This is a genomic window from Corynebacterium sp. p3-SID1056 (assembly GCF_025152525.1).
Lineage (GTDB): Bacteria > Actinomycetota > Actinomycetes > Mycobacteriales > Mycobacteriaceae > Corynebacterium.
The window spans coordinates 88,322-109,321 of the sequence record NZ_JALXXL010000009.1; the positions used below are offsets into that span (position 1 = coordinate 88,322).

General features: G+C 65.6%; 22 protein-coding genes and 4 tRNA genes. 4 read left to right on the forward strand and 22 right to left on the reverse strand.

Annotation, left to right across the window (positions count from 1 at the left end; all coding sequences use genetic code 11):
• Nucleotides 1–292: 292 nt before the first annotated feature.
• The 11 genes from M3G14_RS09100 to M3G14_RS09150 form a co-directional block, all read right to left on the reverse strand.
• Nucleotides 293–694: a hypothetical protein gene (locus M3G14_RS09100; RefSeq protein WP_259926214.1), complete on the reverse strand. Its 402-nt coding sequence runs from the start codon at nucleotides 692–694 to the stop codon at nucleotides 293–295.
• 259 nt (nucleotides 695–953) lie between these two features.
• Nucleotides 954–1,445 carry a choice-of-anchor M domain-containing protein gene (locus tag M3G14_RS09105; protein ID WP_259926215.1) on the reverse strand — a complete coding sequence of 164 codons (492 nt, stop codon included), beginning with the start codon at nucleotides 1,443–1,445 and terminating at the stop codon, nucleotides 954–956.
• 366 nt (nucleotides 1,446–1,811) lie between these two features.
• Nucleotides 1,812–2,522 carry a 50S ribosomal protein L1 gene (gene rplA, locus M3G14_RS09110; protein WP_259926216.1) on the reverse strand — a complete coding sequence of 237 codons (711 nt, stop codon included), beginning with the start codon at nucleotides 2,520–2,522 and terminating at the stop codon, nucleotides 1,812–1,814.
• A gap of 85 nt (nucleotides 2,523–2,607) precedes the next feature.
• The gene (rplK, locus tag M3G14_RS09115; RefSeq protein ID WP_038588169.1) at nucleotides 2,608–3,036 is read right to left on the reverse strand and encodes a 50S ribosomal protein L11; all 429 of its coding nucleotides are present in this window, start codon (nucleotides 3,034–3,036) and stop codon (nucleotides 2,608–2,610) included.
• A gap of 182 nt (nucleotides 3,037–3,218) precedes the next feature.
• Nucleotides 3,219–4,142: a transcription termination/antitermination protein NusG gene (gene nusG, locus M3G14_RS09120; RefSeq protein ID WP_259926218.1), complete on the reverse strand. Its 924-nt coding sequence runs from the start codon at nucleotides 4,140–4,142 to the stop codon at nucleotides 3,219–3,221.
• 138 nt (nucleotides 4,143–4,280) lie between these two features.
• Nucleotides 4,281–4,601, reverse strand: coding sequence for a preprotein translocase subunit SecE (secE, locus tag M3G14_RS09125; RefSeq protein WP_259926219.1), 321 nt, complete (start codon nucleotides 4,599–4,601; stop codon nucleotides 4,281–4,283).
• A 24-nt stretch (nucleotides 4,602–4,625) separates the two neighbouring features.
• Nucleotides 4,626–4,701: transfer RNA gene (locus M3G14_RS09130), tRNA-Trp, on the reverse strand.
• Between the two features lie 69 nt (nucleotides 4,702–4,770).
• Nucleotides 4,771–4,842: transfer RNA gene (locus tag M3G14_RS09135), tRNA-Met, on the reverse strand.
• 25 nt (nucleotides 4,843–4,867) lie between these two features.
• Nucleotides 4,868–4,940, reverse strand: a tRNA-Thr gene (locus M3G14_RS09140).
• Between the two features lie 341 nt (nucleotides 4,941–5,281).
• Nucleotides 5,282–5,364: transfer RNA gene (locus tag M3G14_RS09145), tRNA-Tyr, on the reverse strand.
• A gap of 81 nt (nucleotides 5,365–5,445) precedes the next feature.
• On the reverse strand, nucleotides 5,446–6,462 hold the full coding sequence (locus M3G14_RS09150; protein WP_259926220.1) for a polyprenyl synthetase family protein: 1,017 nt from the start codon (nucleotides 6,460–6,462) through the stop codon (nucleotides 5,446–5,448).
• A 155-nt stretch (nucleotides 6,463–6,617) separates the two neighbouring features.
• On the opposite strand from M3G14_RS09150, the gene M3G14_RS09155 reads away from it, so the two are divergent.
• Nucleotides 6,618–7,850 carry a geranylgeranyl reductase family protein gene (locus M3G14_RS09155; protein ID WP_396122233.1) on the forward strand — a complete coding sequence of 411 codons (1,233 nt, stop codon included), beginning with the start codon at nucleotides 6,618–6,620 and terminating at the stop codon, nucleotides 7,848–7,850.
• A gap of 7 nt (nucleotides 7,851–7,857) precedes the next feature.
• On the opposite strand, the gene M3G14_RS09160 is transcribed toward M3G14_RS09155, so the two are convergent.
• A complete protein-coding gene (locus M3G14_RS09160; protein WP_259926221.1) occupies nucleotides 7,858–8,547 on the reverse strand; it encodes a demethylmenaquinone methyltransferase in 690 nt (229 codons plus the stop codon).
• 123 nt (nucleotides 8,548–8,670) lie between these two features.
• On the opposite strand from M3G14_RS09160, the gene M3G14_RS09165 reads away from it, so the two are divergent.
• The 3 genes from M3G14_RS09165 to M3G14_RS09175 are packed head-to-tail and all read left to right on the forward strand — an operon-like array spanning nucleotide 8,671 to nucleotide 11,182.
• Nucleotides 8,671–9,579, forward strand: coding sequence for a metal ABC transporter substrate-binding protein (locus M3G14_RS09165; protein WP_259926222.1), 909 nt, complete (start codon nucleotides 8,671–8,673; stop codon nucleotides 9,577–9,579).
• Complete coding sequence (locus tag M3G14_RS09170) at nucleotides 9,576–10,316, forward strand: metal ABC transporter ATP-binding protein (protein WP_259926223.1); 741 nt, start codon at nucleotides 9,576–9,578, stop codon at nucleotides 10,314–10,316. Before M3G14_RS09165 ends, M3G14_RS09170 begins: the two co-directional genes overlap by 4 nt.
• Complete coding sequence (locus M3G14_RS09175) at nucleotides 10,313–11,182, forward strand: metal ABC transporter permease (protein ID WP_259926224.1); 870 nt, start codon at nucleotides 10,313–10,315, stop codon at nucleotides 11,180–11,182. Before M3G14_RS09170 ends, M3G14_RS09175 begins: the two co-directional genes overlap by 4 nt.
• On the opposite strand, the gene M3G14_RS09180 is transcribed toward M3G14_RS09175, so the two are convergent.
• The 10 genes from M3G14_RS09180 to M3G14_RS09225 all read right to left on the reverse strand — a co-directional run bounded on the left by M3G14_RS09180 (nucleotide 11,088) and on the right by M3G14_RS09225 (nucleotide 20,932).
• Nucleotides 11,088–11,804: a metal-dependent transcriptional regulator gene (locus M3G14_RS09180; RefSeq protein ID WP_259926226.1), complete on the reverse strand. Its 717-nt coding sequence runs from the start codon at nucleotides 11,802–11,804 to the stop codon at nucleotides 11,088–11,090. The two genes, M3G14_RS09175 and M3G14_RS09180, sit on opposite strands and share 95 nt — an antisense overlap.
• A gap of 21 nt (nucleotides 11,805–11,825) precedes the next feature.
• Nucleotides 11,826–13,025: a glycosyltransferase family 1 protein gene (locus tag M3G14_RS09185; protein WP_259926227.1), complete on the reverse strand. Its 1,200-nt coding sequence runs from the start codon at nucleotides 13,023–13,025 to the stop codon at nucleotides 11,826–11,828.
• A gap of 63 nt (nucleotides 13,026–13,088) precedes the next feature.
• Nucleotides 13,089–13,505, reverse strand: a complete 417-nt coding sequence (locus M3G14_RS09190; RefSeq protein WP_038593682.1) for a DUF3592 domain-containing protein — start codon at nucleotides 13,503–13,505, stop codon at nucleotides 13,089–13,091.
• On the reverse strand, nucleotides 13,505–15,121 hold the full coding sequence (gene menD, locus M3G14_RS09195; protein WP_259926228.1) for a 2-succinyl-5-enolpyruvyl-6-hydroxy-3-cyclohexene-1-carboxylic-acid synthase: 1,617 nt from the start codon (nucleotides 15,119–15,121) through the stop codon (nucleotides 13,505–13,507). The genes M3G14_RS09190 and menD overlap by 1 nt, the downstream gene beginning before the upstream one ends.
• 11 nt (nucleotides 15,122–15,132) lie before the next feature.
• Nucleotides 15,133–15,723, reverse strand: coding sequence for a hypothetical protein (locus tag M3G14_RS09200; protein WP_259926229.1), 591 nt, complete (start codon nucleotides 15,721–15,723; stop codon nucleotides 15,133–15,135).
• A gap of 39 nt (nucleotides 15,724–15,762) precedes the next feature.
• The gene (locus tag M3G14_RS09205; RefSeq protein ID WP_259926230.1) at nucleotides 15,763–17,343 is read right to left on the reverse strand and encodes a DASS family sodium-coupled anion symporter; all 1,581 of its coding nucleotides are present in this window, start codon (nucleotides 17,341–17,343) and stop codon (nucleotides 15,763–15,765) included.
• Between the two features lie 145 nt (nucleotides 17,344–17,488).
• Entirely contained in the window at nucleotides 17,489–18,451 is a 963-nt protein-coding gene (locus M3G14_RS09210; protein WP_259926231.1) for an o-succinylbenzoate synthase, read from the reverse strand.
• 10 nt (nucleotides 18,452–18,461) lie between these two features.
• The gene (locus tag M3G14_RS09215) at nucleotides 18,462–18,710 is read right to left on the reverse strand and encodes a MarR family transcriptional regulator (RefSeq protein WP_259926232.1); all 249 of its coding nucleotides are present in this window, start codon (nucleotides 18,708–18,710) and stop codon (nucleotides 18,462–18,464) included.
• Nucleotides 18,711–20,678, reverse strand: coding sequence for a ferrous iron transport protein B (gene feoB, locus M3G14_RS09220; RefSeq protein WP_259926233.1), 1,968 nt, complete (start codon nucleotides 20,676–20,678; stop codon nucleotides 18,711–18,713). It lies immediately after the preceding gene.
• Nucleotides 20,675–20,932: a FeoA family protein gene (locus M3G14_RS09225; RefSeq protein ID WP_259926234.1), complete on the reverse strand. Its 258-nt coding sequence runs from the start codon at nucleotides 20,930–20,932 to the stop codon at nucleotides 20,675–20,677. The genes feoB and M3G14_RS09225 overlap by 4 nt, the downstream gene beginning before the upstream one ends.
• Nucleotides 20,933–21,000: the final 68 nt, after the last annotated feature.

Below are 21,000 nucleotides of genomic sequence, written 5' to 3' on the forward strand. Positions count from 1 at the left end.
GGGTCGATCCCTGGAGTGGGATACCTTCGACTCCGCTTTACGCAGAGTGACCGACGGTCTTCGGTGAAACTTGAGCGCGGGATTCCACCCGCTCAAACTTCGTGCCGTAGCTTAGCCGCTTGTGGCCATGTATTCCAAATCGCGTTTAGGCGCGTTGCGCTGATGACTGTTTTTACGTTCGCGCGAAACAGTCATCAGCGATTCTGTTCACCCGATGCGTGCCGGAGCATCTTCGCCGCCGCGGCAAACAGGACGATGCCACCAAGCAGCGCCATCAGCCCCACGCCCAGGATCAGTCCCCCCAGAACCCGCCAGCGGCGATCCCCTGCGCGGTCATAATCTGCTGCGCATCCGCGTCGTCCTCGGCCGCGTGCAAACTGTTGGGGTCAGTCCCGTCAAAGGAGGACACAATCCCGCCACCAGCAGTGGCAGTGCTTGTCGACGCCGCAGACGTCGCCGCCTTCGCAGCTTGCTTCGCGCTCGCGGTCGCACTCGGTTTGGCCTGCGCAGTCTTCTTCGCCTGGCCAGGTGGTTTCTTCTGCGCCGTTGGCTTCACTTGCTCCGCTGGTTTTTCCTGCGCCAGCGCCCGGCGCGCAGTCTGCGTCGCAGACTTTTGCTCGGCAGTCCGCTGCGCAGGACGCTGCGTCGCGTGCTGCGCCGTCGGTCTGCGCCGCTTCCCCGAGTCCGAAAACAATGTCGGCCGGGTCGTTCCAGGTAGCGGGCACCTGGCGGTCGTCTTTGACCTGCGGTCGCAGCCCAGGCTTGCACGCTGCAGTTTGCTCTTGCGCTTGCTCTCCGACGTGTAATTCCGCGCGGTGGACGGGCGTTTCGGTCTCAGCTAACGGCGTCACCTCCGCTTCGCCACTGCTGTCCCCCACCTGCCAGGTGTACGTCGCCTCGTTCGACGTCGCACCACCCGCGTGCGCCACCACGCGCATGGTGTAAGTCCCTGGCTAAGTTAAGAGCCAATTCGCGTGCGCGTGCGCCGGCATGTCCTGTTGGATCTTCTCGCCCGCTGTCAACCCGAGAGCCCCACTTTCCAGCACCGGACCGATATCTCCGAGTCCCTGCGCTTGGAAGAGGTACACCGCGCCTGGGCCGCCTACCTCGAGAAACTCGATATCAATGTCGCTGGCGTCCGCGAGCGCCTGCGTGTCCCAACCCGGCCAGAGCAGGTCCGACTGCTGGGTCTGCGGCAACAGGTGGCTGGGAGCCTCAACCCCCTCCAGACGTGCGGTCTCCTCCGTGTAGGCGTGCTCCCCCACGACGAGCTCCACGTCTTCCGGAGCATGACGCGCGTGCGTGCCGGTCACATCTTCCTGCAGACTCAGCGCAATCGAGTCGCCCTCTGGATACACCGCGAATGCATCGACGTGCCCCGTCTCCAGCATCAGCTCAACTGCGGCAGCGCGCGGCAGCATACACACGAGGACAAGGACAGTCATGAGCGACGCCAACGCGCACCGAATTCTTCCAGAGCTTTGCACTTAATGACCATTATTTTCATTAACGAGATGGGGGAAATTCCCAGGCCTACTGGTTGCTCCCAGACTCATTCCGCACGTGCGGATCTTCGGGGCCGGCTGGCACAAGCCTCGCCCCAAGCGCGTTGCCCCACCGACCCAACCGGAGCTAGCTCCATTTAGACCAATCCCGCCTGCAAAACCCCAGGTGGCTTCACCGTCACTACCCCAAACGGAGCTAGCTCCATCTAGACCAACCCCACCAACCCCCGCACACCCAAAACCAAAAGCGCCCCGGGCCAGACTCACAAAAAGTCTGGCGCCGGGGCGCTTCACGCGTGTCGGGACTTATGCCTTCTTGGCGTAGTCCTTCTCCACGGACGGGTCAACCGGGACGCCCGGGCCCTGGGTCGCGGAAACCACGATCTTCTTCAGGTAGATGCCCTTGGCGGATGCCGGCTTCAGACGCAGCACCTCGTCGAGCAGGGCGCCGTAGTTCTCGGCGAGCTGCTCGGCGGTGAAGGAAGCCTTGCCGATCAGTGCGTGCAGGTTCGCAGCCTTGTCCACGCGGAAGGCGATCTTGCCGCCCTTGGACTCGGAGACAGCCTTCGCCACGTCCGGGGTGACGGTGCCGGTCTTCGGGTTCGGCATCAGGCCACGCGGGCCGAGCACGCGAGCGACGCGGCCGACCTTGGCCATCTGATCCGGCGTTGCGATGGCAACGTCGAAGTCGAGCTGACCAGCGTTGATCTGCTCGATGAGCTCGTCGGTGCCCACGATGTCAGCGCCGGCTTCCTTTGCCTTGGTGGCGTTCTCGCCCTCGGCGAAGACGGCGACGCGGACGGTCTTACCGGTGCCGTGCGGCAGGTTGACGGTGCCGCGGACCAGCTGGTCGGCCTTGCGCGGGTCGACGGACAGACGCATGGCGACGTCGATGGTGGCGTCGTAGTTCTTGGAGGAGGTCTCCTGCGCCAGCTTCACCGCGTCGAGCGGGTGGTACAGGGCGTCGCGGTCGACCTGTGCGAGGGTCTCGGTGTAACGCTTGGACTTCTTAGCCATGTTGCGTTCCTTTCTTCGTGTGTGATGTCAAGGAGTGGTGGTACGGGCCTGGCCGGCCCTCCCACCTTTCAGTGTCGAGCGGTTTTTACTTCTCGACGGTGATGCCCATGGAGCGGGCGGTACCTGCGATAATCGCGGCGCCTGCCTCGATGTCGCGGGCGTTGAGGTCCTTCTTCTTGGTCTCAGCGATCTCCTTGCACTGATCCCAGGTGACGGAGCCGACCTTCTGGGTGTGCGGGACGCCGGAGCCCTTCTGAATGCCCGCGGCCTTGAGCAGCAGGGAAGCTGCCGGCGGGGACTTCAGGATGAAGTCGAAGGAGCGGTCCTCGTAGACGGTGATTTCCACCGGGATGATGTTGCCGCGCATCGACTCGGTAGCGGCGTTGTAGGCCTTGGTGAACTCGACGATGTTCACGCCGTGCGCACCGAGAGCCGGGCCAACCGGCGGCGCCGGGTTTGCCATGCCTGCCTCGATCTGCAGCTTGATCAGGCCAGTGACCTTCTTCTTAGCCATCGTTAAACCTCAATTCCTTGGTACGGCGCACCGCCCACGATGATGGCAGTGCACCTCCGGATGCCCTGGTATTCGCAGAGCCACCGGGGAGACGAACAAAAAACGTCGCGCTTGCCCGCGTATGGGCATGCGCGACGTTTGAGCTTACGGCAGTCGGGGCCGAAGAAGCAAAACGCTTTGTGCTACATGATCCGCTCGATCTGGTCCGCGGTCAGCTCCACCGGAGTCTCGCGGCCGAAGATGGACACCAGGGCCTGGATCTTGCCGGTCTCGTCGTCGATCTCGGAGATCGTCGCGGAGACAGAGGCGAACGCGCCGGACAGGATCGTGACCGCCTCGCCGACCTTGTAGTCGTGCGAAATCTTCGGCTTGTTCTCCTCCTGCGGCAGATCCACGACGGTCTCGCCCTCGGCGTTGGGCTTCGCCGCCTGACCGTCGACCGGTGCGGCCTTGGGCATCAGGAACTTAGCGACGTCACGGTGCTTGACCGGAGTCGCGTTGCCCTCGTTGCCCACGAAGCTGGTCACACCCGGGGTCTCGCGGACAACAGACCACGCCGCGTCGTTCATCTCCATGCGCACGAGCACGTAGCCGGGCAGGAGCTTGCGCTTGACGATCTTGCGCTTGTCGTCCTTCTTCTCCACAACCTGCTCGATGGGCACGACCACGTCGTAGATGGAGTCCTCCACCTCGAGGGTCTGGATACGCATCTCCAGGTTGGTCTTCACCTTGTTCTCGTAGCCCGAGTAGGACTGAATGATGTACCAGTCGCCCGGCAGCTTCTTCAGCTCGCGTACGTAGGCGCGCAGGCGGCGCTTGTACTCTGCGTCCGCATCAGCGCCCAGTGCAGACGCGGCGGCGTCGACGTCGCCCTGCGCGATCTCGCCCTCTGCCGCCGGCTCTGCGTCAGATTCAGTTTCGGGATCGGTCTCGGGCGTGACCGGGGCCCCCTCCTCGACCATGTCGAGCTCCGCCTCCTGTGCTGCTTCCGCCGCGGCTTCCTGCTCGGGTTCTTGCGTGGCGTCTTCCGCGTTCGTTTCCGGATCGGTCTGCTCACCCACGGGCGCGCCTTCCCCGATCATCTCCAGCTCGTTTTCCTCAGCCATGGTAAGTCTCCTTCGATCCTTTGTAAGTCTCACCCAAGCGTACCCACGTTGGTGGGCACAGGTGCTGGCCAAAAACTTATCCCGCCCCTCGAGTCCTTTCGAGGCGGCGGGATACTACTTAACCTTCGAGCATTATAGCTAACGAATGAAGATCCATTCAACCAGCATGGTGGCCAGGCGATCTGTGCCCCACACCAAAATGGTCAGCACGATCAGGAATGCGAACACAACCAGCGTGTAGTTGAGCATTTCCTTGCCGGTCGGCCAGATGACCTTACGCATCTCCTCGACGACTTCGCCCGGAAAGGTGGCAATGCTGCCCTTCTTGGTTTCCTCGTCGCCTTCCGGCTGTGCGGGGGTGCGCTTCTTCTCGTAAGCGTCCGTGGAAACAGGAGAAACCCCGCGCAGCTGACGCTTTCCTGTCGGCTGTGCTGGGTTCTGACCGTCGGGGTTAGTCAAGAAAACTCCTCCACGTTGATGTTTTGGCAGGGGCGACAGGACTCGAACCTGCAACCTACGGTTTTGGAGACCGTTGCGCTACCAATTGCGCCACGCCCCTAGGTCCTGCAAACACGTACAGGAGCCTAACCCTACCACGAGCACCGTCGCGCCCGCTTGAAAGGTTGAGTAGCGATGGAGAGAATTGAACTCTCGACACAGCGATTATGAGTCGCTTGCTCTACCACTGAGCTACACCGCCATGTGCTTGCCTAAGCAAACAACAGAGCCCCCTGACAGAATCGAACTGTCGACCTTTTCCTTACCATGGAAACGCTCTGCCGACTGAGCTAAGGGGGCACAGCCTCGTTGTTGTGAATCTCACCTCTCGGTGTGACCCGCTCCGTTGAAGCCTTGAAAAGATTAACCCGAACCGCTTAAAGAACACAAATCGCCTGCACATCATTGGTTTTCACGCATGTTTATGTGCGCTATAAAGCACCCTTTCCAGCCCGTTTCAGACGGCCTGTGAAAAATTTTCTCACTCCGCCGCGTTTCCCCGGGAAACTTGTCTAGACAACTGGAAAAGTGGTGGAATTTCTCACAGCACCCCACAGCACCCCACAGCAGCACCCCACAGCAGCGCCAAAAACCAAACGCAAAAACCCACCACCTTGCAAAGAGGCAGTGGGTCAACACTGTGCCAGGTAGAAGATTCGAACTTCTGAAGGCGAATGCCGGCGGATTTACAGTCCGCTCCCTTTGGCCGCTCGGGCAACCTGGCGTGCACCTTAAGTGCGTTGAATACCTTACAACACTACTGCCAGTAAACAACAAATCAGCAGGTCATACACACCAAGACGGGCTAGCCAACCCGGTCGATGGTGTAGCGCGACAGCTCGCGCAGCGCCTCGGAGGCGGGGCCTTGGGGCAGGATGTCGAGTTCGCGGTTGGCGGTGGCGAGGTAGGCGTTGACGTCGTCAAGCGCTCGCGCCCGGCCCCTCGTCTGACCGATCAAAGAAAGGGCGCGCTCGACCTCCGCATCGGTGTGCAAAGGCCCGGTGAGCATCTCGCTTAGCGCGCGGCCCGCCTCCGAGTCCTCCGCCATGGCGTAGAGGACGGGCAGGGTGAACACGCCTTCTCGCAGGTCGGTGCCGGGGGTCTTCCCGGACTCCTCGGGGTCGGAGAAGATGTCGATGATGTCGTCGACGATCTGGAAGATCATGCCCACCGCGGCACCCAGGCGCTGGCAGCTTTCCACCACCTCGCGGCTCGCGCCGGAGTGCACGGCGCCGAGGTACGCGGCGGAGGCGATCAGCACCCCCGTTTTCCCCTCGATCACCTTGAGGTAGTGCGCGATCGGGTCTCCGTCGCGCGCCCCGATGGATTCCAGCATCTGGCCTGTCACCAGCTCCTGGAAGGTATCGGCGAAGTGGGCGACGGTGGCGGTGTCGATCTCGCTCATGAGCCGGGAGGCGTGCGCGAACAGCACGTCGCCGGCAAGGATGGCCACGGTGTTGTCCCAGCGGCTGTTGGCCGATTCCACGCCGCGCCGCCGGTCCGCCTCGTCCATCACGTCGTCGTGGTAGAGGGTTGCCAGGTGCACCATCTCCGTCACGACGGCTGCTTTCACCACGTTTTCCGACTGCGGGCGGGGCCCAAATTCGCTACACAACAGTGCCATGAGCGGGCGGAAGCGCTTTCCGCCGGCGACGGCGAGGTGCGTGACCTTGTCGGTGATGAAGTCCTCGCCCTGCGAGAGCCGCTCGAGCAGCACGCGTTCCACCTCGCCCATCCCGTGCGCGATGCGCTGGTTGAGGGCGTCGTCGCCAAGGTCCATGGTGAACGCATGGCCTTGCGACGCGTGGCTGGCGTTGGTCATCGATACCATCCTTTAAGGTTGGGCGAGACGGCCACGGCGCGCCTGTTTTATGGCAGCACGCAGCGGCCCACGAGTAGTGCCCTCAACCGTAGTGCAACGAGGCCCCCGGGTGAATCAGCGGGGCCGGGGTAACGTGCGAAGGAAGTGCTGGCACAATGTTGGCCGTGAAGGATGTCTTTGATTGCGTTATCGTCGGCGGCGGCCCTTCCGGCTCGGTCGCGGCGATTGCCGCCCAGCGTGCGGGCCTTTCCACCCTGCTTGTCGACGCCGCCGGGCACGGCCGCGACAAAACCTGCGGCGATGGGCTCACCCCGCGGGCGGTGCACACGCTGCGCACGCTCGGCCTCGAGTCCGTCCTCCCCGCCTACCGCAATAGGGGCCTCAAGCTGCACGGCTACGGAGGCGATGTCACCGCGCCCTGGCCGCGCAGCCGCTACGGCACGTTAGGCTCGGCGAGCCCGCGCACGCTTTTCGACGCCGCACTCATCGACCAGGCCACCGCCGCAGGTGCCACCGTCTGGACCGAATGCGCGGCACACGACGCCGACTTTGACGCCCACGGCGCGATCACCACAGTCCACACTGACCGTGGCCCGGTGCGCACGCGCTGGGTGATCGTCGCCGACGGGGTGCGCTCCCCCTTCGGCAAGCGTCTCGGCCGCACCTGGCACAAGGATCAGGTCTACGGCATCGCCGCCCGCTCCTACTGCGCAAGCGCGCACAGCGAGGAGCCCTGGATGCACTCGCACGTGGAGCTGCGCGGCCCCGACGGTGCGATCCAGCCGGGCTACGGGTGGATCTTCCCGCTTGGCGACGGCACGGTCAACCTCGGCTGCGGCGCCCTGTCCACCGACGCCCGCCCCGCCAAGGTGAACACGAAGAAGCTGCTCGCGCACTACGCCCGCGAGCAGGCCGCGGACTGGGGCTTAGGCGAACCACAACAGGTCACCTCTGCCCTACTGCCGATGGGCGGTGCGGTGTCCAACGTGGCTGGCCCCAACTGGGCACTGATCGGCGACGCCGCCGCGTGCGTCAACCCGCTCAACGGCGAGGGCATCGACTACGGCATGGAGACGGCCGTGATGGCGGTCGAGCTGTTGCGCGAGCGCGCAGACCTCACGCTCGCGTGGCCCTACGCGCTGCGCCGCGCCTACGGCGACGCCTTCGCGCTCGCTCGGACGGCGGCGCGCCTTCTGACCTACCCGCAGTTCTTGCCTGCGGCGGGCCCGCTCGCCCTGCGCGGACTCGGCGGGCGCTACCTCATGCCCGCTGCAGCACGGTTGATGGGCAACCTGATTACAGAAGAAGACACCGACCTCGTCGCCCGCGCCTGGCGCGCAGCCGGGCGAGTCGTGCCGCGCGGCAGCGCGCTGTGGGACGCTGCTTAACCAGCGCTTAGCCAGCCCGCGTCGCGCTGTGCAACGCCACAATGCCGGCGCTTAGGTCCTGCCAGCCCGCGTCCTGCCAGCCGTTGCGGTTGATCGCCGCGGCGAGCTCCTCCTGGTCCGGCCAGGCGCGGATGGATTCGGCGAGGTATTCGTAGGCCTCCGCGTTGGAGGAAAAGACCTTGGCCAAAAGCGGCAGCGCGACCGGCAGGTACTCCTTGTAGAAGGTGCGGAAGCCGGGCACGACAGGGGTGGAAAACTCGTTGACTACAAGGCGACCGCCTGGCTTGGTCACGCGCGCCATCTCGCGCAGACCCGCTTCGAAGTCGTAGACGTTGCGCAGGCCGTAGGAGATGGTGACGGCGTCGAAGGTGGCGTCGGCAAAAGGCAGGTGCATCGCATCGCCCACCACCTTGGGCACGTCGCGGTCACGGCCGGCGGCGAGCATTCCCTGGGAGAAATCGCAGGCGACTACCCATGCGCCGGACTTGGCCAGCTCGACGGTAGAAACCGCGGTGCCCGCGGCGAGGTCAAGCACCTTCTCCCCTGGTTTCAGCTGGAGGCGCTCGCGCGTACGACGCCGCCAGTACTTGTCCAGCCCAAAGGACAGGACGGTGTTGGTGAGGTCGTATTTTTCGCCCACGCCGTCAAACATGCCGGCGACGTCGAAGGGCTTTTTCTCCAGATCTGCCTTGGCCATAGGAAAGCATTGTACGGCTCCACCCCACTTCCGTGGGTGTTCGCCGGAGCTCTTCTTGCAATTTCGATTCACCGAAGTTTAAACTTCCCTCCACCAAGACACATCGAAAGAGAAAGACACACCATGATCCGACGGGCACTCGGCGTCTGCGCCGCCCTCCTCCTCGCATGCGGCGCGACAAGCTGCGCCAACGACCCTTCATCCGGCGATGAACCGGTCGTTTTGACCACTTTCACCGTCATCCAAGACATCGCCGCCAACGTCGCCGGCGAACATCTGCGGGTGGAATCCATCACCAAACCTGGTGCCGAGATCCACGGGTACGAGCCCACCCCGGGTGACATCGCCAAGGCCTCCGAGGCGGATCTCATCCTGGACAACGGTCTCAACCTGGAGAACTGGTTCGCCCAGTTCGTGGCAGAGCTCGACGTCCCGCACACCGTGGTTTCCGAGGGCATCGAGCCGATCGACATCACCGAAGACGCCTACGCAGGCAAACCCAACCCGCACGCCTGGATGAGCCCGAAAAATGTGCAGACCTACGTGGACAACATCGTCGACGCCTTCAGTGAGCTCGACCCGGAGCACGCCGAGCAGTACGCGGAAAACGGGGCGAGCTACAAGGCGCAGCTGCAGGAAGTCCAGGACGAGATGACGCGCGAACTTTCGGCGCTCCCCGAACAGCAGCGCGCGCTGGTGACCTGCGAGGGCGCGTTTTCCTACCTCGCCCGCGACGCCGGGCTGCAGGAGCAGTACATCTGGCCGGTCAATGCAGAAAACGAGGCGACCCCGCAGCAGATCGCCCGCACCATCGAGTTTGTCAAGCACAACGAAGTGCCCACCGTCTTCTGCGAGTCGACCGTCTCCAACGCGGCCATGCAGCAGGTTGTCGACGCCACGGGTGCCCAGCTCGGCGACACCCTCTACGTCGATTCCCTCTCTCTTGAGGACGGTCCCGTGCCCACCTACCTGGACCTGATCAAGCACGACTCTTCCGCCATCATCGAGGGCCTGACGGGGCAAGCATCATGACGCCCGCGATCAGCGTTGAGGGCGTGACCGTCCGCTACGGCGATGTGGAGGCCCTGCACTTAGCCAGCGTGTCCATCGCCCCGGGCCGCGCCTGCGGGCTCGTCGGCATGAATGGCTCTGGCAAATCCACCCTGTTCAAGACGATCATGGGCCTGGTCAAACCCGATACGGGCACAGTGCAGATCAACGGCGCGGACCCCGCTGCCGCCCGCAAGGCCCAGGTAGTCGCTTACGTCCCGCAGAGCGAAGAGGTGGATTGGCAGTTCCCGATCACCGTGCGCGAGGTCGTCATGACCGGCCGCTACGGCCACATGAGGTTGACGCGCCGCCCGCACCGCCGCGATGAGGACGCCGTCAATGAGGCCCTGGAGCGCACGCACCTGACCGACTTCGCCGATCGCCAGATCGGCCAGCTTTCGGGTGGGCAGAAGAAGCGCGCTTTCGTCGCGCGCGGCATTGCGCAGGGCGCGAGCATCATGCTTCTCGACGAGCCGTTCGCGGGCGTCGACAAGCAATCCGAAGCGACGATCACCGCACTGCTGCGCGAACTCGTCGACGACGGTGCCACGCTGTTCATCTCCACGCACGATTTCGCCGCGCTACCCGCGCTCGCGGAGGAATCCGTCCTGTTGCAAAAGCGCGTGCTCATGCACGCCCCAACCGAGGATGTGCTGCGGCCGGAGAACCTCGCACGCGCCTTCGGCATGACCCCTACCCTGACGGAGGCGAGCGCATGATTTCGCTGCTACTAGACCCACTCACCTACGGCTTCATGAGCCGGGCGCTGGCCACCGCGCTGATTGCTTCCATCGTCTGCGCGATGCTGTCCTGCTGGCTCGTGCTGGTGGGCTGGTCGCTGATGGGCGATGCGGTCTCCCACGCGGTCCTGCCAGGCGTGGTGCTCTCCTACATCATCGGCGCGCCTTTCGCCGTGGGCGCCGTACTCTTCGGCTTCCTCGCGGTCGCCTTGATCGGCCTGGTGCGCAACACCTCGCGGGTCAAAGAGGACGCCGCGATCGGCATCGTGTTTACCTCGCTCTTCTCCTTCGGGCTGGTGCTCATCTCGGTCACGCCCTCGCACACGGATCTCAACCACATCATCTTTGGCAACCTTTTGGGCGTGTCCCGCGCGGAGATGCTGCAGGTGATCGGGCTCGCCGTGCTCGTGTTCGGCGCGCTGCTGCTCAAGCGGCGGGATCTGACGCTCTACGCCTTCGACCCCATCCACGCGCACGCGATCGGGCTCAGCCCGCGCGCGCTCGGTGCCGGGTTGCTCGCCCTGCTCGCACTGACGACTGTGGTAGCGCTGCAGGTCGTGGGCGTGATCCTGGTTGTTGCCATGCTGATCATTCCCGGTGCGACGGCGTACCTGCTCACCGACTCCTTTGGCACTATGCTGCTCATCGCCCCCGCCATGGCCGCGGCCTGCGCGGTCATGGGCCTGTACTGTAGCTACTACCTGGACACCGCCACGGGAGCGATGATGGTGCTCGCGCAGGCGTGCGTGTTTACGATCGTGTACCTTTTTGGCCCCCGGGGACTTGTGTATGCCGGGGTGCGCTCACGTACACCGCGTCAGTCGCAGCACGCCCCAGCGGGATAGTCACGCCGTCGGCCGCGTTTTGTACTTCCACTGCCCCGGAAAAGGGCGCGCCCTCGGTCACGTGGAGGTGCGAGCCGACGTTCAGGCCGTGGGCGTGTAGGAAGCGCAGCAGCTCCGGGTCTTCGTCGGAAATTCGCTCGATGACTACGTCGCTGCCTGGTTCCACCGCGCTCAGGGTGACTGCGTCGGGGGCGTGTATCGAGCCATCGGCGGCGGGGATCGGGTCGCCGTGGGGGTCGCGCGTCGGGTGGTGCAGCAGCGCCGCCACCCGCTCCACTAACAGGTCGGAGACAGCGTGCTCGAGCTGTTCGGCCTCGTCGTGGACTTCGTCCCAGGAGTAGTCGAGCACTTGCACCAGGAAAGTCTCGATCAGCCGGTGGCGGCGCACCATCTGCACCGCGTATGCCCTCCCCTGCTCCGTCAGCTGCACGGAGCCGTAGCGTTTGTGCGAGACGAGCTTTTGGTCAGCCAGCTTGCGCACGGTATCGGACACCGTCGACTGCTTGACGCCCAACGCCTTCGCGATCATCGAGGTGGTAGCGGGCTGGTCCGACCACTCTTCAAGCTCCCAGATCGCCTTGAGGTAATCCTGGGTGCTTGCAGACAGGTCCGAGACTGACATAGTCGGCCAGTCTACCCGGCCCTAAGCCCCGCGCGATTTCCGACGCCTCCCCGCCCACTTGGGCAGGGTGATGTCATGCCCGAAGAGGTTCACCACGTTGGAGCGGTAGCCAGCCCGCGCCTGGTCGTAGTAGCCGAGGAGCTGCTCGCACAGCGCATCCCAGGTCTTATCTGCCACGGACTCGCGTGCGTTGCGCTTGAGTTCGTCCAGGCGCGCGTCGTCGAGGAGGTAGCGGGCGGCGTCGGGAAGCTCTGCACTGAAGGTGTCGACCTCGAGCAGCAGGCCGTTTTCTCCGCCCTGGATGAGGTCGATGGGCCCGCCGGCCTTCGGGCCGATGGTGGGCACGCCGGAGGCCTGGGCTTCCTGGATGGCCTGGCAGAAGGTCTCAAACTCGCCGGTGTGCACGAACAGGTCGAGCGACGCGTAGGCGCGGGCCAGCTGCTCGCCGGAGAGCGCGCCGGTAAACACGGCAGAGGGCATGAGGTGCTCGAGCTCGTCGCGCTCCGGGCCGTCGCCCACGATGACGAGCTGGATGCCCGGGTCCTGCTCCAGCACGGCGAGGCGGCACACGCTCTTCTCGCTGGCCAGGCGGCCGACAAAACCGACAATCTTTTTCTTACCCGTCGGGTCCCACTGGTAGCGCAGCATGTCGGAGCGCTTCGCGGGGTGGAACAGTTCCGCGTCCACGCCGCGGCCCCAGCGCTTCACGTTCTTGATGCCGTGGGCCTCCAGCTCGCGGATCGCCTCTGAGGAGGGGGCGAGGTTGAGCTGGCAGCGGTTATGGATGTTGCGGGTCCAGTCCCAGGCCAGCGCCGCCACGGCGGAGAGCTGGTACTTCGTGGCGAAGCCGGCGACGTCGGTTTGGTACAGCCCCACCGCCGGCACCCCCAGCTGCATCGCGGAAAACGCGCCCGCCCCGCCGAGCACGAACGGGCTGGCCAGGTGGATAATGTCCGGCTCGAAGTCGGCCAGGGCGGCGGTGACGTTCGTGGTCGGCACCCCGATCGGCAGCGAGTCCACCAGCGGCACGCGCATGGTGGGCACCCGCACGATGGGGAAACCGAGGTAGTCGGCGACTTCCTCCTGGAAGTCGCGCGCGCCCGGGGCGACAATCAGTGCTTCGTGGCCATTGGCCTTGAGGTACTCGAGCACCCGGAGCACCGAGTTGGTTACTCCGTTGATGTTCGGGAGGAATGATTCCGCGACTATTCCGACTCGCATACTTTGCTACCTTCCCATGTCCGTGCGAACACCACTCAACCGCCTGGCAAACTTTGTGATAACTCAACGTGAACGCTGCGGCACCCAGCGGCGCACCGCCAGCCACGCGGCCGCGAACACTATTGTTGCCACCACCGCTACCGAGGCGGCGGGAATGAGCGAGAGCGCCCAGCCGCGCCCCTCCACTTTGACCAGGTTGGGATCGCTCTTCGCGTACGTCACCCAGACCTGCTGGCCCTCCCCCAGCCCCGAGGGGTAGAGCAGCCCGCTCGGCGGGGAAAAGTGCCGGCCTTCGGCGTCCTGGTACTCAATCGAGGTGCGCATGGCGCTGACCCCGGTGACTGTGGCGATGCCGCGCCCGGGATCGGCCATGATGCGCGCGTCGTTCATCGCGGCCCCACCGACCATCGCCACCGCGCCCAGCATGGCGGCCAGGTAGAGCCCCAGCACCAGCTGCCCCGCGCGCCGCTGCCACTGGATCACTTGGTGAGCCTCTGCGCCAGCGCCCGCCGCGTCGCGCGCGTGGTGTCCACCTCGACAATGGTGATCGGGTTGGGCTGCGCTTCCAGCTCGATCAAGGTCTCCAGCAACTCCGGCAGGGTGCCTGCGTGCGCGTAGGCCGCCCCATAGGCCTCGGCCAGCTTTTCGACGCCCGCGTCATGGCTCGTCCCGAACACCCGCTCAAAGTCGCGCGCCACCGACTCCGCGCCGGCCTCCAGCGTGTGGAAGATGCCGCCGCCGTTGTCGTTGGCCACCACGATGGTGAGGTTGCCCGGGCGTGGCTCGTCGGGGCCGATGAGGAGTCCGTTGATGTCGTGGAGGAAGGTGAGGTCGCCGACCAGGGCGACGGTGCGCGGAGCGCGGATCTCGTCCGGGTGCAGCGACTGGGTGGCCAGCGCGATGCCCACGGCTTGGGAGAGCGTGCCGTCGATACCGGCGGCTCCGCGTGCTGAGTAGGTCGACACGCCGTCGAAAGGCATGCCCACCATGCTCACGTCGCGCACTGGATTGGACGCGCCGACAACGAGCGTGTCGCCCACACCGAGTGTGTCGCACACCGCGGCCGCAACGTGCATGCCTGTCAGCCCGAAGTTGTCCTCCTGCAGCGCATCGCGCACGGTCTGGGCGCCGACCTCGCCCGCGGCCTCGCAGATCTTGATCCAGCTGTCCGTGGGCTGGCCCGTGGCATTGACCCTTGAGCCGCGGCGATCCGGCTGGCCGGTGAAGGTCTCGGTGCGCGAGATACCGATGACCTCGATGTCCGGGTCAGCCATCAGCGCCATGACGTCGCGGTGCAGGGTGGGGTGCCCCACCACGATGAGCTGCTCCGGCTTGGTCTCCGCGGCGAAGTCGCCGCCGTCGTGAGAGATTGCCACCTCACTTTTAGCAAAGAAGCGCGCCGCCAGCGGGTGCACCTGGTGGAAGGGGGCGGGCGCGGTCGGCTCCGCGATGGTGGGCACGTGCTCTAGGCCGGGCACGTCCCAGGCTTCGTCTCCGGCGATGACCAGGGTGTTGCGAGTCGGATCCACGTCCACTGCGCCGTGGTCGGCCCAGGTAGGCGCGGTCTCAAGTCGGCCCGGGCCGACCCGGCGCGGCTCGCCTACCGGGGCGGGCAGCGTCTCGGGTACGAGCGGGGTGTCCAGCGCGACGTTGATGTGCACCTGGTCGGCGGCAAAGGAGACGGCCTCGGCCTCCTCGCGCGTTGCCACCTGCTGGGTGGCGGCGTAGCGGCCGAAGATACCGTCTTGCCAAATGGTTTGCGAGGCTCCCGTGCCCACCAGGCGGGCGGGCCGGTCCGCACTGATGATGGCCAGCGGGGTGTGCGACATGTGCGCCTCCACCACGGCGGGTAGTGCGTTGGCTACCGCGGTGCCGGAGGTCATGACGACGCCGACGTGCCGGCGCTGCACACGCGCGAGGCCTAAGGCGGTGAAGGCGGCCGAGCGCTCGTCGATACGCATGTGCACACGGATGTCCCGGCGCGCCAAGAGTGCGTACGCGAGCGGCGAGTTGCGCGAGCCCGGGCTCATGACCACGTCAGTGACGTTGTCTGCCAGGCGTTGGGCGATGATGCGGGCCAGCTCAAGCGATTCCATGGTGGCCTATTCTAGCCCGCGCCTATTGGCCCTGAAGCAGCCCTTCGGCCCCCCTGGCGCAGCTCGTCAAAGATGTCCTGGGCGCTCTCGCGCACTTCGTCGGGGACCTCTACCGGCGGTGCCTCGGGCAGCTCGGTGGGAAGTGGCTCCTCGCGATCTGCGTCGCGAGTGTCCCGGCTGTCGCGGTCGCCGAAGAGCGAGGGCCGCTTCGTGGTAGTCGCGGTCGTGGTGATGGTTTCCGTCTGCGTATTGGTCACGGTCACCGGCGGCTTGGAGGCTTCGGCGGAAGCTCCCCGCCACAAGAAGAATAAGACGATGCCGGCGGCCAGCGCGATGGCGAGCAGGACGCCGAGCACCGTCGCCAGCGTGTTGGAGCGCTCCTCCGGCGCTTGCGGCGGGCCGGGCGGGTTCGGCTGCGTGTACTGGGGCTGCTCGTACTGCCCGTAGTCGTAGTACTGCTCCTGGTACTGGTCCCGGTAGGGCTGCTGCGGGTACTCCGGCTGCTGCCGTGCTTGCTCGGCGGGATCCGGAAAGTACTGCTTCGGGCGGGGTTTGCGCGGTTCTTCCTCCGGAACGCCAAACTGGCGCGTCTGGTTATCCATGGGGATAGCCTAACGCGCCAGTTGTAGCAGGGTTGTAATCTACAGCACCAGCCCGAAGACGGGGACTGCGAGGAAGTAGGTGGCCAGGGAGATCAGGACCAGTGCGATGGCGTTGAGCCACACGCCGCCCTTGATCATCTCTCCCATGGTGACGTAGCCCGAGGAGTACGCGATGGCGTTCGGCGGGGTCGCCACCGGCAGCATGAAGGCACAGGTTGCGGACAAAGCGACCGGGATGGCCAGCAGCAGGATGTTCATGTCGGTGGCCTCGGTCAGCCCGATACCCACGGCGACGCCGCCCATGATCGGCAGGAAGGTCGCCGCGGTTGCGGTGTTGGAGGTCAGCTCGGTGAGGATGAGCACCAGCGCGGCAATCGCGAAGATGAGCAGGAATATCGGCAGCACAGCCAGTCCCTTCGCCGCCTCACCGATCCACAGGGACAGGCCGGTGGAGGTGAACATCGCGGACAGGGACAGGCCGCCGCCGAAGAGCAGGAGTACGTCCCACGGCATCTCGTTGGCGGTCTCCCAATCAAGCAGGCGCTTGCCGTTCTTCATGCCCGGCACGATGAACATGAGCAGGCCGGCGATGATGCCCACGATGGCGTCGTGGTAGGGGAAGTCCCACCCGTAGTGGTCGCGCGCCAGCGGCAGGAAGACCCACGTCAGGGCTGCAAGTGCGAAGATGATGCCGGCGGCGATCTGCGCGAAGGTCCAGGGGCCGAGCTTGCGGATCTCGTCCTGGATCAGCTCACGACCGCCCGGAATCTGGTCAATCTCCGGCTTGAACACGGTGATCAGTACCAGCCACGCGATGACGGTGAACACGATGGCCACCGGCATACCGACGATCATCCACTGCCCGAAGCCAATGTTGATGTCATGGGCTTCCTTCATGTAGCCCTGCAGCAGCGCGTTCGGCGGGGTACCGATCAGGGTGCCCAGCGAGCCGATAGAGGCGGAGTACGCGATGGCGAGCATGAGCGCTGTGGCGAACTTCTTCTGGTTCTGCATTCCGCCGACGGAATCTGCGGTGAGCATGAGCACCGAGGTGCCGATCGGCAGCATGACCACGGCGGTTGCCGTGTTAGAGACCCACATGGACATGAAGCCGGTGGCCAGCATGAAGCCTAAGATGATGCGCTTTGGGCTGGTGCCGACGATCTTGACCACCACGAGCGCAAGTCGGCGGTGCAGGTTCCAGCGCTGCAGGCCAAGCGCCATGAGGAAGCCACCCATGAACAGGAAGATCGTGGCGGAGGCGTAGGGGGAGGACACCTTGGAGAACTCCGCCACGCCCATGACTGGGAAGATGGCAATGGGCAAAAGCGCCGTCGCCGCCAGCGGGATCGCCTCGGTCATCCACCACACGGCCATGAGCGCGGTGGTGGCGGCGACGACGCGCATCGCCTGGGCGGTGTACTCCGCTTCCGGGTCCGCCCCGGAGGACTGGGCGACCGTCTCGGGGGCGTTCGCCGGGAAGATAAACCAAATGAGCGCGGCGAGTGCCACGCCCACAATCAAGCCGATGAGTTGGCGGCGCCATTCGCCTGGTTCTGGGGCTTTGGCCAGATCACCATCCGACAGCGCGGAAGAATCGTGCACAACGGGGGTAGACATGCCCCACCTACTTTCCTACCGTTCCAATACAGTGTTTACAGGGTGTTTGGTGTGATTTTTCACATGCACCTGTACTGAAAATTTTAACGCACCGGGTGTAAAACCAAACATTTGGGCAGTGGCTCCCCCGCATACCCCACACCTGCTACCCCCGTATGTAGGGAAGGCAGTCACGCACCCGCTCGTGCCACCACTGCTCGCGTGCGGGTGCCGCACGCAGGCCGTGGAGGCGCTCCGGATCGGGGGTGGTGCGGGTGACGGCGAGGCGGCCGTCGACAAGCGGGCGGGGCTCGGCAACGTCTTCGACGAACAGGTTTTGCGTGGCCAGTCCGGCCGCCCGCGAGCCGGTGAGCTTCGCCGCGATCAGGCCGGCGTCCATGCCGACCGCCGTATCGAGCGCGCTGGCCACGGTGATGTCCAGGCCCAGCTCGCGCGAGATGCGCAACAACGGCCGCACTCCCCCGAGCGGGGCGACCTTGCACACGGCCACGTCGGCTGCGGCCAGCTCGGCGACGCGGTAGGGGTCGCTGGCTTTGCGGATCGACTCGTCCGCCGCGATCGGGGTGTCCACGCGGCGCCGCACCTCGGCGAGCTCCTCGACGCTGCTGCAGGGCTGCTCGACGTACTCCAGCTCCGCGATCCGGGCGAAAGACGCGATCGCCTCGCAGGCCTCGTCGACGCTCCAGGCGCGGTTGGCGTCCACGCGCAGGCGCGCCTCAGGCCGCAGGGTGTGGACGCGGGAAAGGCGGGCGGTGTCGTCGGCAAGCGATTGGCCTGGCTCGGCCACCTTGATCTTGAAGGTGGATACGCCTTGCGGGTAGCGCGCGAGCACCGCCTCGACCTGCTCGGCGGGCACGGCGGGGACGGTGCCGTTGACCTCGACTGCGCCTGCGGCTTCAGGCAGGCCCGTAAATGCGGCCTCGATCCCGGCGCGCAGCCAGGCGGCGGATTCTTTCGGCCCGTACTCGATAAAGGGTGCAAACTCACCCCAGCCAGCGGGGCCGTCGATGAGCAGCGCCTCACGGGTGGTGATACCGCGAAATCGCACGGCCATGGGGAGGGCGACGACGTGCGCGCGCTCCAGGATTTCTTCAGCGGTGGGCAACATGCCCTTGACGTTAGCGCCGCCCCAGCACCAGAGCCACCGGCCCTGTCGATGCCTGGCACGCGCCCTTGACCGCGCAGCCGCCGCATCCCCCGGTGCAGGAATCCTTGAGGTACTCGCGCTGCAGATGCCCAAGGGCCTCCAGCTTTTCGACGATCGCGTCCACCGTCTCCCGCCGCAACCCCGAACGCGCGGCGATGTCGGCGCGGCTGACGGCACCGTCCTCGATCGCGGACATGACTGCGCGCATCGGGCTCGCCATCTATAGCACCACCTTCAGGATTTGGAAGGCACCGACCGCCAGCACCCAGGCCATGGCAAGCTGCAACGCGAAGCCGAAGCACGTCCACTTCAGCCCAATCTCGCGGCGCTGTGCGGCGAGCGTGGCCACGCACGGCGTGTAGGCGAGCAGGAAGAGCATAAACGCCCAGACCGCGGCGGTGGCGTGCCCGCCGGAGGCGGCGTCGAAGTCCTCGCGGATGGCTGCCGCCAGCGAGGCGTCGGTGCTCTCGATGGCCGCAGCCGCATCCTCAGTGGTGCTGGTACCCGCGGTCACCGGCTCGCCCAGCCCGTAGGTCTGCGCCCAGCTGGAGATCACGGCCTCCTTGGCCACGAACCCCGTGATCAGCGGGCCAGCGAGCGACCAGGAGTCGAAACCCGCGGGCGCGAAGACTGGGGCGATGGTCTCGGAGACTGCGCCGTAGACCGACTCCTGGGGCGTGACCTCGCCGAAAGCGGGCGCGTCGTCGGCGGCGAAGTTCGCGGGCGTGGACTGCAGCGCCCACACCGCGACCACGGTGATCACGATGATCTTGCCCGCGGTTTCCAAGAAGCCACGGAGGCGCACCCACATCACGCTCAGCGCCAGGCGCGCGCCCGGCAGCTGGTAAGCGGGCAGGTCGATGACCAGCGGGGCGGCACCCATCGTGGCCCACAGGGTGCGCCGCAGCACGATGCCCGTGCACACCACCAGCGCGATAGAGATCAGGTACATGAGGAAGACGACCGAGCCCGCGTGCTCCGGGAAGAAGGTCGCCGCCAGCATCACGTACACGGTCAGCCGCGCCGAGCAGGAAGTGAAAGGCACGAGCAGCGCGGTGAGCAGCCGGTGGCGCTTATCCCCCAGCACGCGCGTCGCGGAAATAGCGGGCACGTTGCAGCCAAAGCCCACGATCAGCGGGATGAACGCCTTGCCCGGCAGCCCCATCGCCCGCATGACCCGGTCGGCCACCACGGCCGCGCGCGCCATGTAGCCGGAGTCTTCCAGCACCGCGAGGCACAAGAACATGAGCGCCATGAGCGGGGCGAAGGTGAGCACCATGCCCACGCCGCCGATCAGCCCGTCGATGACCAGGCCCTGCAGCCAGGCGATATCGGGCAGCACTCGCGCGACAAGCTCGGAGATCGGCCCGGTAAACAGCGCCTCGAGCCCATCCTGCAGCGGCGCGGCCACCGTGGTGGTGATTTGGAAGACCAGCCACATCGCGGCGAGGAAGATCAGCGGCCCGGCGACCGGGTGCAGCACGAGTTTGTCGATGCGCTCGCTTGCGGTCTCGCGGGGCTCGTCGCCAAGCTTGGCGCGCTTAAGCGCCGCATCGACCCAGGCGAAGCGGGCGTCTGCCAGGGCAAACTCATCCGTCTCCACGGTTGGGCGCAGGGTGTAAGCGGGCAGGACCAGTTGCTTCTCGACGTTTTCCCGCAGCCTTCCTACTTCCCTCTTCCTCGGATCCACCGCCACCACGGGCACGCCGAGCGCGGATGCCAGCGCCTCCGGATCCACCGGCACGCCAGCAGCCTCGGCCACGTCCATCTTGGTCAGCGCGACCACGATGCGGTACGCAACCTCCGCCAGCTGCGCGACCATGTAGAGCCCGCGCGCGATATTGGAGGCGTCCACCGCCACGACGACGAGGTCGGGGCGCTCGGCCGCCGGGCGCTCCAGCAGGAGCTCGCGGGTGAGCTCCTCGTCGGGGCTTTGCGGGTCGAGCGAGTATGCGCCCGGGAAATCGATGACGTTGATTGCCTCGCCCGCGTGCTTCCACACGCCGCGCGAGACCTCCACGGAGGTGCCCGGCCAGTTGCCCGTCTTCACCTTCGCGCCGGTCAGCGCGTTGAAGAGCGTGGATTTACCGGCGTTCGGCGCGCCGATGAGCGCAACCGTGGGCTCGCCTGCGGCCGCCTCGTTCGGGGCTGGCGCGCAGCACGAGGGCACGGTGTGCAGCTCGCTCATCGGGCTTCAACCTCAATTTGGCGCAGCGCCTCGGTACCGAGCGCGTAGCGGGTGCTGCCAAGTTTGACCACTCGGCCACCGCCGGAGGTCTTTTGCGCGATGGTGACTTGCGCGCCGGGGCGCAAGCCCAGTTCGCTGAGCCGGCGGGCGGCTTGGGGTGCCGCGTTGACAGCGCAGATGGTGGCGCATTGGCCGACGTGGACGTCGCAAAGCTGGCATTGCGCAAGGTCGGCGGTGATGGTCTGGGATCTCATAGTTCCATTAAACTCCCCAATGGTTTAGGTAAGCAATACCTAACCTGCATACGGGGGTAGGTAGGCTC